The organism is Cupriavidus sp. 05N38 (assembly GCF_056397345.1).
Genome location: NZ_JBFTNF010000026.1, coordinates 60524 through 72909, shown reverse-complemented (window position 1 = coordinate 72909; position 12386 = coordinate 60524). Strand labels below are relative to the sequence as shown.

Here is a 12386-nt window from a genome sequence, read left to right as displayed (position 1 = left end):
CGGCGCTACATCAGCGCTACATCAGGCCGCATCAGGCTGCCGCCGCGGGGAGGGGCGGCAGGCCGGTCAGGCGGCGCCGGAATCGTGCCCGCTTTCCTCGTGCGCCACTGCCGTGGCTGCCGCGGCGATCTCCTCGCGCAAGGCGTCGAACAGCAGCCCCACGGGCGCGCCCAGCCGGCGCGGCAACGGCGCGTGCAGCAGCCACGCGGTCAGGCCGGCCTGGAAGTCGCGCACGCCGATCACCTGCACCGCGTCGCGATGCGCGCTGCGCGCCAGCACCTCCGGCGTAACCGCGCCGATGCCGATGCCGCGCGCCACCAGCGACAGCTGCAACTCCGCGCCGAACGCTTCCACCGCCACGTTGAAGGGCAGGTGCGCGGCGTCCAGCGCGTGGCGCAGCGCCGAGCGCATGCCGCAGCCGTCCTGGTTGAGCACCCACGCATGCGCGGACAACTCGCGCAGGCTCACGCCGCCCGCGGGCACCGCCACGTCGCGCGCGGCCACCACCAGCGTGGTGTAGCGGCCCAGTTCGCGCGCCGTGAGATGGGCCGGCGGCATCACGCCTTCGGGCAGCAGCAGCGCGGCGGCATCGATGCGCGCAGCTTCCACCTGCTCCAGCAAACCCGGCGACCAACCCGCCGTCACGCGCACGGTGAGCCGGGGAAACTGCTCGCGCAGGCGGTCGATGGGGCGGTCCAGCGCCATGTCCGAGAGGAAGGGCGGCACCCCCAGGCGCAGTTCGCCCACGACCTCGGCGCCACGCGCGGCGCGCGACATCAGGTCATCGGTGGCCAGCATTACGCGCTTGCCGAGTTCGTAGACTTCCTCTCCGGCGGCCGTCGGCCGCAGCGGCTTGGCCTGGCGGTCCAGCAGGGCCACGCCGATCAGGGCCTCCAGGCTCTGCACGCGGCGCGTCAGGCCCGGCTGGGTCAGGTGCAGGCGGGTGGCGGCCCGGACCATCGAGCCCGCTTCCACCACGGCGATAAAGGCTTCTATGTCACGCGTGTTCATGGCGGGGTCCAGGACGAGGCGAGCGAGGAGGACGGAGAGGGCAAGGAACGTGGTCCGGCGCGCAATACCGGATGCCCAAACAAATTCGCATAAAGATTATCCAGATATTTCAATTGCCGCATGGATGCCGTGATCCTAGCATTGGCTGCTCGAGCTTGCCGACCGCCCGGCGCCACGCCGGATGGCGCGCTGGCAAGCGCCACCGCCGGAGATGTCATGTCTTGCCCCGCCTCCATGATCGAATCGCCCGACGCGCCGGCCACGGCGACCGCCACCCCCGCCTTGCCCCGGCTGACCGGCCCGCTGACGCTGTTCTTTGCCGCCGCCGTCGGCGTGATGGTCATCAACCTGTTCGCCGCCCAGCCGCTGACCGGCCCGGTCGGCGCCGCGCTCGGCCTGCCGCCCGCGTGGCGCGGGCTGGTGGCGACGCTGCCGCAGCTCGGCTACGCCACGGGCCTGCTGCTGGTGGTGCCGCTGGCGGACCTGTTCGAGAACCGCCGCCTGGTGGCCGGCACCCTGCTGCTGTGCGCGGCGATGCTGGCGCTGGCGGCATCGGCCTGGTCAGGCACGGTGTTCTTCGTGGCGGTGTGGGCGGCCGGCGCGGCATCCTGCGCCATCCAGATGCTGGTGCCGCTGGCCGCGCTGATGGCGCCCGAGGCGCAGCGCGGGCGCGCGGTGGGCAATGTGATGAGCGGGCTGATGCTGGGCATCCTGCTATCGCGCCCGCTGGCCAGCCTGCTGGCCGGCGCCGGCGGCTGGCGCACGTGCTACGCCGTGCTGGCGGGCCTGGACGCGTTGCTGGCGGCGGTGCTGCTGCGCTGGCTGCCGCGCCGCCAGCCGGATGGCGGCCACCGTTACGCCGCCCTGATCGGCTCGATGTGGCATCTGCTGCGCGGCCAGCGCGTGCTGCGCCAGCACGCGCTGACGGCGGCGCTGTCGATGGCGGCGTTCAGCGCGTTCTGGACCGCGGTGGCGCTGCGGCTGGCCCAGCCGCCGTTCGCGCTGGACAGCCACGGCCTCGCGCTGTTCGCGCTGGCCGGCGCGACGGGAGCGGTGGCGGCGCCGCTGGCCGGCCGCCTCGCCGACCGCGGCCATGGCCACGCCGGCACCCGCGCGGCGCAACTGGCGGTGCTGGCCGCGCTGCTGCTGGCGGGTGCCGCCGGCGGTGGCTGGTTCGGCTTCGATGCCGGCAGCCATGCCGTCGCCGCCATCGGCATGCTGGTGATTGCCGCCATGGTGCTGGACGCCGGCGTGACCGCCGACCAGACCTTCGGCCGCCGCGAGATCAATCTGCTGGACGCGTCCGCGCGCGGGCGCCTCAACGGCCTGTTCGTCGGGATTTTCTTCGTGGGCGGGGCAAGCGGCGCGCTGGCGGCCGGCGCCGCCTGGGCCGCGGGGGGCTGGAGCGCGGTGTGCCTGGCCGCCATCGGCTTTGCCGTGCTCAACCTGCTGGCCCACGCCGCGCTGACCCGCGGGCTGGCCGACGCTAGCGCGTGGCGCTGAGCAGTTGCTCGATCTTGCCGACGAATTCCCTGTCGTCGGGCTTGGTCATGCTGTTGAAGCTGGCCACCACCTGGCCGTTGCGGTCGATCAGGTATTTGTAGAAATTCCACTTCGGCGTGGTGCCGGACTGCCTGGCCAGCAGCGCGTACATGGGATTGACCTCGCTGCCGCGCACGTGCGACTTGCCCAGCATCGGGAATTTCACGCCGTAGGTGTTGTAGCAGAAGTCCGCGATCTCCTTGGCGGAGCCGGGCTCCTGCGAGAAATCGTTGGAGGGGAAGCCCAGCACCACCAGGCCGCGCTCGCGGTACTTCGCGTAGAGCGCCTCCAGCCCTTCGTATTGCGGGGTGAAGCCGCAGTAGCTGGCGGTGTTGACCACCACCACCACCTTGCCGGCGTACTGGCAGAGATTCTGCGGCGCTTCGTCCTGCAGGCGCGGGAACTTGAAATTGAGCGAAGCCGGGCAGGCGCCCGCCGGCTGGGTTGCGGCCGCGGGCGCATCGGCAGCGCGCGCGGGGCGCGGGCTCACGACGGCCGCGGCGGCGGCCAGGGCCAGCGCGCCGGACACGGCGGTGAATCGCAGGGCGCGCTGGCGCTGGGCGGAAGAACGGCGCATGGAGGACACTCCGGAGTGGGTTGTCCGTAGTTTACGCCGTCGGCAACGGAATGGATGCGCAGGCCCGGAGCGGCGGCTGCGCGGATAGCACTTTTTACTCCATCGCCAGCGTGGCCGCGTGCTCGGTCACGCTGCTGCGCAGTTCCACGTCCGGCATGCGCCGCACGATGACCAGCGCCAGCAGCGCGGCCAGCGTGCCCACCGCAAAGATCAGCCGGAAGCCGGACTCGACACCGTCCGTCAGCATGCCGCGCACGGCGGGCGACAGGCGGGCCAGCGCCTCGCTGCCATGCCGCAGCGCGCCAAGGTCCAGCGCCTGCGTCACGCCGGATGCGTGCAGCGCGTTGTGGAACGAAAGCGTCAGCAGGGTGCCCGCCAGCGCGCCGCCAAAGGCGCTGCCCAGCGAGCGCAGCACCAGCAGCGCGCCGGTGCCGGCGCCGGTATCGCGGCGTTCCAGCACGTTCTGCACGGTCATCAGCGTGCCGACCATGGCCATGCCCAGGCCCACGCCGGCCACCATCATCGCCAGCAGCACCATCGCCAGCGGCGTGGCGGGCGAGACCGCCACCAGTCCCAGCAGGCCCAGCGCCGCCGCGATATAGCCGCCGGTCAGGATGCCGCGCATGCGGCCCAGGCGCGGCGCCAGCGCGGCCACGATAAAGTTGCCGCCCACCGTGGCAAGCAGGAAGGGCACCACCAGCAGGCCCGACTGCGAGGCATCGGCGCCGCGCACCAGCTGGAAATGCAGCGGCAGCGCAAAGATGCACAGGAAGATATTGAGCGCCGCCATGGCGGAAGCCGCCACGCCCAGCACATAGGCCCGGTTGCCGAACAGGCGCGGCGGCAGCATCGGATCCGCCGCGCGGCGCTCTTGCCACACCAGCCCGGCCAGCGCGGCCGCCACCAGCAGCGCCAGCCCGGCTATCTGCGGCGATATCCAGTCATAGACGTCGCCGCCCCAGCTCATCGCCAGCAGGAAGGCCACGATGGATACCGTCAGCAGCAGCGCGCCACCCCAGTCCACCCGCGCCGACCCGCCGCGCGCCTGCAGCTGGCTCAGGCCCCGGTGGCACATGAACATCGCCAGCACGCCGAGCGGTACATTGATCCAGAACAGCCAGCGCCAGGACAAGTGATCCGAGGTCCAGCCGCCCACCAGCGGCCCGGCGATCGACGCCACCGCCCACACCGTGGCCAGGTAGCCCTGGTAGCGTCCGCGCTGGCGCGGCGCCACCACATCCGCGATCGCCGCCTGCGCCAGCGACATCAGGCCGCCGCCGCCGATGCCCTGCAAGGCGCGGAACAGGATCAGCTGCTCCAGCGAAGCCGCCATCGCGCAGGCCACCGAAGCCAGGATAAAGAGCCCGATCGCCAGCATCAGCAGGCGCCGCCGGCCGTAGTTGTCGGACAGCTTGCCGTAGAGCGGCGTGGACACCGTAGACGTGATCAGGTACGCGGTGACGATCCACGACAAATGCCCGAAGCCGTTCAGGTCACTGGCGATGGCCGGCACCGCCGGAATCACCACGGTCTGGTCGAGCGCGGCCAGCAGGATGCACAGGATGATTCCGCCGATGACGCGCATGATGTCCTGATGGCTCAGGGCGGGGGTGGCGGTCGCAGAAGCGGATGCAGATGAAGAAGCGGAAGCGGACATCGGGAGCGGCGGGGGCACGTAGGCTTGAGCGGCCAACGTTGCACCAAACGACAGGCAACTCACGCGATTTGCCAGCGTACAGCGGGAAACATGACCACAAAATCGGATACAACTGAGATTTTTGCGTACCCGGTGCTGCGCGCTGGATGAAGAAGGCCGCAAGCAAGATCCGGCCGCCCTGCACGGCCCGGGGCTGGCCGAATTCAGTGAACGCATAATTATATGCGGATACTGAATATCGAGTGCGCCGCTAAGTCGGAATTTGAGCCAGGAAAAGCGGGAAGTAGGCGGTCGCGGCGGCTCGTTATGGAACGATAAATGCCGGTTGGCCGGAATTGGAGGGTTTTTCGCGCATGAACGCGGCGTACTCACTTCAGCGTGGCGCCGATGCGTGGCCGCTCCGGATGTGGCCTCGGGCGGACGGGTCCGGGCGGTTCAGCCGGCGGCGACCGCTTCGCAGCGGCCGCCCGGCTGAACAGGAAGGCGCCGGCCTATGGATGCACGCTTCCGGAGATGTAGTGCTCGAGCTGCTCGATGATGAATTTCTGCTCGGAGATGATGTCCTTCACCAGGTCGCCGATGGACAGCATGCCCACCAGGTGGCTGCCGTCCATGACCGRCAGGTGACGCATGCGATGCTGGGTCATCAGCGCCATGCATTCGTCGGTGCTCTGGTCGGCGCGCACATAGATCACGGCCGACGTCATGATGTCCCGCACAAAGGTTTCGCGCGACGTACGCTGCATCAGGATCACCTTCCGCGCATAGTCACGTTCGCTGAGAATGCCAACGATATCGCCACGCTCTATCACCAGCAGCGCGCCGATGCCTTTCTCCGCCATCAGCTGCAGCGCAGCATAAACAGTGGCGTTGGGAGCAATGCTGAAGATAGCCTGGGTCGGCTTTGATTCCAGAACCTGACGTGCAGATTTCATCACCCACTCCTTGTTCCGTCCGAAGGATTTGCAACTCCGCCCGCGCGCTGGCGGGAGTGTTCGGCCGGGCGCTGGTGCACCGCGGCGTCTCGCCTTCAGATTAGCACTAGCGGCGCGCGGCTTACAGGGTGACGCACACGAATCTTTGTAAAAACTATGCAGACCAGAATGTGGTCTCGTGAGGCACGGGCACGGCCGCGCCCGCTACGGCGCATCACCCAGCGCAAGCAGGCAAAGCCGCTCCATCTGGGCTGCCCACGCGGTCTGCGCGGGCGCGCATGCACCCAGGAGCAGGCGATAACGGCGCGCTCCCCAGAGCGCCTGCAGCAGGCTTTGCACGGTGGCGGCATCCGGCTGGCGCGGCAGGTCCTGGCACGCCGCCAGCGCGCGCAGCCATGCCGCGTTCAACTCGTCGAACACGCGGCGATGGTGCTTGGGCTCGGCGATGCGCGCCTCGAGCATCAGCATCTCGTGGTCGAAGGCATCCGGCACGGCATCGTCCGCGCCACACGTCAGGCGCGCCAGCCGGGCCACCCGCGCGCGCCAGTCCAGCCCCGGCGCGCTGGCTGCCTCCGCGTCGATGCGGGCCAGCAGCAGCTCGATGGTGTGCCGCACAAAGCCGGACAGCAGGGCCTCCTTGTTGGGGAAATACTCGTACAGCGTGCCGACCGAACAGCCCGCCTCCAGCGCCACCGCGCGCGTGGTCACGCCATCCCAGCCGCGCGCGCGCCATATCCGAACAAAAGCCTCGTAAATGGCATTCACGGTAAAGCGCGCACGCTGCTGGGACGGGCGTTTCAGCGGCCGGGCGGGCGCCTGCGCCGGGCCGGGTGCCGCATCCGCGTTTCCGAACCCGGCCGCCGGCTTGCGGCGATACATTGATGTCATCGGCCTCGAAGGAACAAGAAAGGAGACAAGATGCAAGACAACACGGACCAGGCGCTCAAGGTGACCCGCCTGCTGACACGCAAGGATGCCCTAAACGAAAGCCGCCTGGAAGCGCGGCAGGAAAGCGCCGCCGCCGCGCCGGGCGAAGTGCTGCTGAAGATCGACCGCTTCGCGCTCACCACCAACAACATCACCTACGCCGCCTTCGGCGAGGCCATGAACTACTGGCAGTTCTTCCCGACCGGACAGCAGGACTGGGGCCACATGCCGGTCTGGGGCTTCGCGGATGTGGTGGACTCGCAAGTGCCGGGCGTGGCGGCCGGCGAGCGCTTCTACGGCTACTTTCCCATCGCCAGCCATATCCGCATGCAGCCCGAGCGCGTCACCGCGCGCGGCTTCTACGATGCCAGCGAACACCGCAGGACGCTGACCTCCGCGTACAACCAGTACACCCGCGTGAGCAACGACGCCGCCTACGCGCCCGAACTGGAAAACCACCAGATGCTGTACCGGCCGCTGTTCATCACATCCTTCATGCTGGCGGACTTCCTCGAGGACAACCGCTTCTTCGGCGCCACGCGGCTGGTGGTATCCAGCGCCTCCAGCAAGACCGCCTACGGTACCGCCTTCTGCCTGCGCGATATCCCCGGCATCTCGCTGGCGGCGATCACCTCCGGGCGCAACCGCGCCTTCGTCGAGGGGCTCGGCTGCTACCGGGAGGTGGTCGGCTACGACGCGCTGGAAACATTGCCGGCCGACGCGCCGACGCTCTACGTGGATTTCTCCGGCGACGAGGCATTGCGCGCACGCGTGCACCGTCACTTCGGCAGCGCGCTGGCCTACGACTGCTTCGCCGGCTCCGCGCAGAACACCGGCTTCCTGCGCGATACCGGGCTGCCCGGCCCCAAACCCGAGTTCTACTTCGCGCCGGTGCAGATCCGCAAGCGCAATGCCGAGTGGGGACCCGAAGGCGTGAACCAGCGCTTCAACGCCGCGCAGCGCAAGTTCATCGACCACGTGAAGGCACCGGCGAACGGCTGGCTGACGCTGGTCGAGGAGCAGGGCTTCGGCGCCGCGCAGGAGAGGATCGCGAGCCTGGTGGCGGGGGCCAGCGAGCCGCGGGCGGGGTATGTGGTGCGGCTGGCTTGATGCCGGGCTTGATGCCGGGCTGATGCCGGGCTGATGCTGGCTTGATGCCGGTTGACGGACCGTGCGCGCCGGGCCAGGCCTGCCGGCCTGGTTTATCGCGCGCGCCCTTGTCCTTACTCGGCGCTCTGCAGATAACGCTGYCGCGCCTCTTCTTCGAGGCGCACGTCTTCCACTTCCTGCAGCACGGCTTCCACGTCTACCGGACTGTCATCGATCGCCACGCGCCCGGTCAGCTTGATGCCCGGATGCAGCAAGCCGGCCTGGTAGAGCGCCCAGATCTCCTTGCCGTATTGCGTGTCGCCGAGCGCCGGCGCGAACTGGCTGAAATAGAACGCGAGGTTGTCCACGTCGCGCTCCAGCATCACGCTGGCATCGTTGTTGCCGGCGGCGTCCACCGCCTGCGGCAGGTCGATGATGACCGGGCCCTCGGCATCCACCAGGATATTGAATTCGGACAGGTCGCCGTGCACCACGCCGGCGCACAACATGCGCACCACCTGCTCGATCAGCGCGGCGTGGAACGCCAGCGCCATGTCTTCGCTCAGCGCCACGTCGTTCAGCCGCGGCGCGGCGTTGCCGCCGGCATCCACCACCAGCTCCATCAGCAGCACGCCCTCGAAGCACAGGTGCGGCTTCGGCACGCGCACGCCGGCGGCGGCGAGCCGGTACAGCGCGTCGACTTCGGCGTTGTGCCAGGCCTCCTCGGCTACCTTGCGCCCATAGCGCGTGCCCTTTTCCATCGCGCGCGCCTGGCGGCTGTTCTTGACCTTGCGCCCTTCCTGGTAGGTCGCGGCCTGGCGGAAGCTGCGCTGCGCGGCGTCCTTGTAGACCTTGGCGCAACGGATCTCCTGGCCGCAGCGCACCACGTAGACGGTGGCTTCCTTGCCGCTCATCAACTGGCGCACCACCTCGTCGATGAGGCCGTCCTCGACCAGCGGCTGCAGCCGCTTCGGGGTCTTCATCGGGACGGGCCTCGCTGGCCGGGCGGGCCGTCGGCGTGCAGCGCGCAGCGCAATGCCGGCGCCGCGCTCAATCGGTCAGCATGCGCACTTTCACGCGCTTGCCCTTGACCTTCCCGTCGTTCAGCTTGCGCATCGCCTCGCGGCCGATGCTGCGCTCGACCGCAACGTAGGTGGACATCTCCATCACGTTGATCTTGCCGATCTGTTCCTTGGTGTAGCCAGCGTCGCCGGTGAGCGCGCCGAGGATGTCGCCGGGGCGCATCTTCTCCTTGCGCCCGCCGAGGATCTGCAGCGTGACCATGGGCGGCAGCAGGCGCTCGTTGCTGGCCGGCGTGAGCGCGGACAGCGGCTGCCATTCCATCTCGATGCTGAGCTGCTGTTCGATATTGCCCACGCGGCCCATCTCGTTCATGCTCGCCAGGCTCAGCGCCATGCCGTCCTGGTCGGCGCGTCCGGTGCGGCCGATGCGGTGCACGTAGACTTCGGGATCGGGCGTGACGTCGACATTGATCACTGCTTCGAGCTGGGCGATGTCGAGGCCGCGCGCGGCCACGTCGGTGGCGACCAGCACCGAGCAGCTGCGGTTGGCGAACTGCACCAGCACCTGGTCGCGCTCGCGCTGTTCCAGCTCGCCGTGCAGCGCCAGCGCTTCGAAGCCCTGCGCGCGCAGCAGCTCCACCAGGTCGCGGCAGCGCGCCTTGGTGTTGCAGAAGGCCAGCGTGCTGACCGGGCGATAGTGATTGAGCAGCAGCGCCACCGCGTTGAGGCGCTCGCTGTCGTCCACCTCGTAGAAGCGCTGGCGGATCTTGCTGTCGTCGTGCTGCTCCTTGAGCTTGATCTCGTGCGGCTTGCGCAGGAACTGCTGGCTGAGCCTGGCGATGCCTTCGGGATAGGTGGCCGAGAACAGCAGCGTCTGGCGCTCCTTGGGGCACTGGCGCGCCACGTGCGCGATGTCGTCGAAGAAGCCCATGTCGAGCATGCGGTCGGCTTCGTCGAGCACCAGCGTGTTGAGCGCGCCCAGCTGCAGCGTGCCACGCTCCAGGTGATCCATGATGCGGCCCGGGGTGCCCACGGCGATATGTGCGCCATGCGCCAGGCTGTCGACCTGCGGGCGCATCGGCGAGCCGCCGCACAGCGTCAGGATCTTGATGTTCTCCTCGGCGCGCGCCAGGCGGCGGATCTCCTGCGTGACCTGGTCGGCCAGCTCGCGCGTGGGGCACAGCACCAGTGCCTGCACGTCGAAGCGGCGCGCGTCGAGCCGGTTGAGCAGCGCCAGCGCGAAGGCGGCGGTCTTGCCGCTGCCCGTCTTGGCCTGCGCGATCAGGTCCTGGCCGGCCAGCGCGACCGGCAGGCTGGCAGCCTGGATCGGGGTCATGGTCTGGTAGCCAAGTTGCTCAAGCGTCGCCAGCGTGGCAGGCGAGAGAGGCAAGCGGGAGAAAGAGGCGCCGGCAGCGGCGGACGGCGCGGCCGCTGCGGAAGAGTTGGGGCTTGAGTTCATGCCGGATTATAGCGGGCTGGCGCCCTCCCTCATGTGACCTAGCCGCCGGCCTTGCCTGCAGCCTTCGTGGCGGGCTTCGTGGCAGGCTTCGTGGTGGCCTTCGCGGTGGGCTTCGTGCCGGCCTTCGCATCCGCCTTGCCGCCTTCATCCCACGGCGGTGGCGCCCACCCCAGGCGGGCCAGCAGCGCACCGGCCGCCGCGGGGGCCCGTTCCTTGGCGCCATTGATAAAGAAGACAAAGACCTCGCGCTTGCGCTTGGCCGGCGCCGTCTCCTCCACGCGCGGCAGGTCGTCGGGCATGCCGCCCGCCGCCCAGGCCGCCACGCGCCCGGCCCACGCATCGAGCGCGCCGGGCGCGTAGCCGGTCTCGAGCGTCTCGCTGCTGCACATCAGCCGCGCGTAGACGAAATCGGCGGTCAGGTCGGCGAACGAGGGAAACTTGCCGGCGTCCGTAAACACGGTGGCTGCCTTGTATTTGCGCGCCAGCCTGAGATAGTCCGGCGCCATGAAGCTTTCATGCCGCACCTCGAGCACGTGGCGCAGCTTGCGCCCCTCCACCGCATCCGGCAGCAACGCGAGGAAGGCCTCGAAATCCCCGGCGTCGAACTGCTTGGTCGGCGCGAACTGCCACACGACGGGCCCGAGCTTGTCGCCCAGCTCCGCGATGCCGCTGTCGAGGAAGCGCTCGATGGACTCGCCGGCTTCCGCCAGCACGCGGCGGTTGGTGGCGAACCGCGACGCCTTGACCGAGAACACGAAACCGTCGGGCGTCTCGTCGCGCCATTTGGCGAACGACGTGCGCTTCTGCGTGCCGTGGTACGTGCTGTTGATCTCGATGGCGGTGAGGTGGCGGCTGGCGTACGCAAGCTCGCGGCTCTGCACCAGCTTCGCCGGATAGAAGTTGTCGCGCCACGGCGCGAAGTTCCAGCCACCGATGCCGACCCGGGCGAGGCCGTCCGTATTCCTTTTCTTTGCGCTTGCTTCCGCCATGCGTGGGCATCCTTGTGAGGAAAGGCAATCAAGAAGAACGAATCAGGGGCAGCAATCAGAAAAACCGCAGGCAATGCACCGGCGGCAGATGCGCCGTCAACAGCTTCCAGCGATCGCCGCCATTCTCCGACAGCCACAGGTTGCCGGTGGTGGAACCCATAGCCAGGCGCTCGCCGCCGGCGTCCACCGCCAGGCCGTGCCGGTCCACCATGTCGTAGACCGGCGCCTCGGGCAGGCCATCGTCGCAGGCCTCGAAACTGCGCCCGCCGTCGCGCGTACGGTTGACCACCAGCCTGCCCTCCACCGGCACGCGGCAATTGTCCGCGGCCAGCGGCACGAACCACGCGGTGTTGGGACGGCGCGGATGCGCCGCCACGGCAAGCCCGAAGCTTGACGGCCGCGCGGACAAGCGCTGCCACGTCACGCCCGCATCGCCGGAGCGATACATGCCGCCCCGGTGCTGCACCCATACGGCATGCGCATGACCCGCGCACTGCGCCATGCGCAGCGGGTCCTGGTGCACGCCATGCTCGTCCTGCGCCGCCGCCATGCCGCTGATGGTGCAGATCCAGCCGAGCCCGCCGTCCCGGGTCTGCCATACGCCGCCGCACGACACCGCAATCGTCACATGGCGGCTGTCATGCGGATCCACGCAAATGGAATGGATGCCGGGCACCTCGCAGCCGTGGCCGGCCCACGCCCGGCGCTCGGGGCGCCCCCAAAGCGGCTGGTTCAACACCCAGGTGCCGCCGCCGTCGGCGGACCGGAACAAGCCGCCGGGCATGGTGCCGGCCCACAGCACGCCCGGCTGGTCGGCACCGCCTGCCTCGATCGACCAGATGCGCTGCAGGGCAAGGCCGCCCGGACCGGCACCCGACACCAGCTGCGGCGGATAGACCGGCAACGCGCAGCCATTCCAGTCGGGGTCGCGCAACCGGCGCCGCCACAGCCGCACGCCCCGCCCGCGCCCGAGTGCGGCATAGAGCGTGCCGTTGCGCGGATCGGCCATCGCCATGCTGACCGGCGCGCCGAGAAAATGCACGGCATCCTGCCGCCACACGCCGGTACCGTCGCGCCGCCACATGAACAGGCCCTTGCCGGTGCCAACGAGAAGCCGGTCGCTCATGCTGGACTCCTCACAAGGGCCGGCAAACGCCAGCGGTTGCGCCGTCACGTTC

11 protein-coding genes are annotated in these 12386 nt (G+C 69.2%); 2 read left to right on the top strand and 9 right to left on the bottom strand.

The window, feature by feature from the left end; translation table 11 throughout:
* Nucleotides 1–66 precede the first annotated feature (66 nt).
* Nucleotides 67–1011: a LysR family transcriptional regulator gene (locus AC1DK4_RS19585; protein WP_441650267.1), complete on the bottom strand. Its 945-nt coding sequence runs from the start codon at nucleotides 1009–1011 to the stop codon at nucleotides 67–69.
* Between the two features lie 216 nt (nucleotides 1012–1227).
* Between AC1DK4_RS19585 and AC1DK4_RS19580 the strand changes: the two genes are divergently transcribed.
* Entirely contained in the window at nucleotides 1228–2514 is a 1287-nt protein-coding gene (locus tag AC1DK4_RS19580; RefSeq protein ID WP_477131714.1) for an MFS transporter, read from the top strand.
* Here the strand turns inward: AC1DK4_RS19580 and AC1DK4_RS19575 are convergent.
* The 4 genes from AC1DK4_RS19575 to AC1DK4_RS19560 all read right to left on the bottom strand — a co-directional run bounded on the left by AC1DK4_RS19575 (nucleotide 2498) and on the right by AC1DK4_RS19560 (nucleotide 6610).
* Complete coding sequence (locus tag AC1DK4_RS19575) at nucleotides 2498–3130, bottom strand: glutathione peroxidase (protein ID WP_441650005.1); 633 nt, start codon at nucleotides 3128–3130, stop codon at nucleotides 2498–2500. The genes AC1DK4_RS19580 and AC1DK4_RS19575 overlap by 17 nt on opposite strands.
* 94 nt (nucleotides 3131–3224) lie before the next feature.
* The gene (locus tag AC1DK4_RS19570; protein WP_441650004.1) at nucleotides 3225–4715 is read right to left on the bottom strand and encodes an MDR family MFS transporter; all 1491 of its coding nucleotides are present in this window, start codon (nucleotides 4713–4715) and stop codon (nucleotides 3225–3227) included.
* Between the two features lie 563 nt (nucleotides 4716–5278).
* Nucleotides 5279–5722, bottom strand: a complete 444-nt coding sequence (locus AC1DK4_RS19565) for a CBS domain-containing protein (protein WP_477131713.1) — start codon at nucleotides 5720–5722, stop codon at nucleotides 5279–5281.
* A 204-nt stretch (nucleotides 5723–5926) separates the two neighbouring features.
* Nucleotides 5927–6610, bottom strand: coding sequence for a TetR/AcrR family transcriptional regulator (locus AC1DK4_RS19560; protein ID WP_477131712.1), 684 nt, complete (start codon nucleotides 6608–6610; stop codon nucleotides 5927–5929).
* A gap of 30 nt (nucleotides 6611–6640) precedes the next feature.
* Between AC1DK4_RS19560 and AC1DK4_RS19555 the strand changes: the two genes are divergently transcribed.
* Nucleotides 6641–7759 (top strand): DUF2855 family protein, encoded by a 1119-nt coding sequence (locus tag AC1DK4_RS19555; RefSeq protein WP_441650002.1) that lies wholly within the window; start codon nucleotides 6641–6643, stop codon nucleotides 7757–7759.
* Nucleotides 7760–7872: 113 nt separating this feature from the next.
* Here the strand turns inward: AC1DK4_RS19555 and AC1DK4_RS19550 are convergent, their stop codons facing one another.
* From AC1DK4_RS19550 to AC1DK4_RS19535, 4 genes are all read right to left on the bottom strand, one after another.
* Entirely contained in the window at nucleotides 7873–8721 is an 849-nt protein-coding gene (locus AC1DK4_RS19550) for a PA4780 family RIO1-like protein kinase (protein ID WP_441650001.1), read from the bottom strand.
* Between the two features lie 67 nt (nucleotides 8722–8788).
* Nucleotides 8789–10219, bottom strand: a complete 1431-nt coding sequence (gene dbpA, locus AC1DK4_RS19545; protein ID WP_441650000.1) for an ATP-dependent RNA helicase DbpA — start codon at nucleotides 10217–10219, stop codon at nucleotides 8789–8791.
* A 38-nt stretch (nucleotides 10220–10257) separates the two neighbouring features.
* On the bottom strand, nucleotides 10258–11208 hold the full coding sequence (locus AC1DK4_RS19540; protein WP_441649999.1) for a DUF72 domain-containing protein: 951 nt from the start codon (nucleotides 11206–11208) through the stop codon (nucleotides 10258–10260).
* Between the two features lie 55 nt (nucleotides 11209–11263).
* Complete coding sequence (locus AC1DK4_RS19535; RefSeq protein WP_441649998.1) at nucleotides 11264–12334, bottom strand: WD40/YVTN/BNR-like repeat-containing protein; 1071 nt, start codon at nucleotides 12332–12334, stop codon at nucleotides 11264–11266.
* Between the last annotated feature and the right edge of the window lie 52 nt (nucleotides 12335–12386).

What these genes read in the sequence shown, in the direction of transcription:
- AC1DK4_RS19585 (WP_441650267.1), bottom strand. Translation starts at nt 1,011, where the DNA reads ATGAACACGCGTGACATAGAAGCCTTTATCGCCGTGGTGGAAGCGGGC.
- AC1DK4_RS19580 (WP_477131714.1), top strand. Translation starts at nt 1,228, where the DNA reads ATGTCTTGCCCCGCCTCCATGATCGAATCGCCCGACGCGCCGGCCACG.
- AC1DK4_RS19575 (WP_441650005.1), bottom strand. Translation starts at nt 3,130, where the DNA reads ATGCGCCGTTCTTCCGCCCAGCGCCAGCGCGCCCTGCGATTCACCGCC.
- AC1DK4_RS19570 (WP_441650004.1), bottom strand. Translation starts at nt 4,715, where the DNA reads ATGCGCGTCATCGGCGGAATCATCCTGTGCATCCTGCTGGCCGCGCTC.
- AC1DK4_RS19560 (WP_477131712.1), bottom strand. Translation starts at nt 6,610, where the DNA reads ATGACATCAATGTATCGCCGCAAGCCGGCGGCCGGGTTCGGAAACGCG.
- AC1DK4_RS19555 (WP_441650002.1), top strand. Translation starts at nt 6,641, where the DNA reads ATGCAAGACAACACGGACCAGGCGCTCAAGGTGACCCGCCTGCTGACA.
- dbpA (WP_441650000.1), bottom strand. Translation starts at nt 10,219, where the DNA reads ATGAACTCAAGCCCCAACTCTTCCGCAGCGGCCGCGCCGTCCGCCGCT.
- AC1DK4_RS19540 (WP_441649999.1), bottom strand. Translation starts at nt 11,208, where the DNA reads ATGGCGGAAGCAAGCGCAAAGAAAAGGAATACGGACGGCCTCGCCCGG.
- AC1DK4_RS19535 (WP_441649998.1), bottom strand. Translation starts at nt 12,334, where the DNA reads ATGAGCGACCGGCTTCTCGTTGGCACCGGCAAGGGCCTGTTCATGTGG.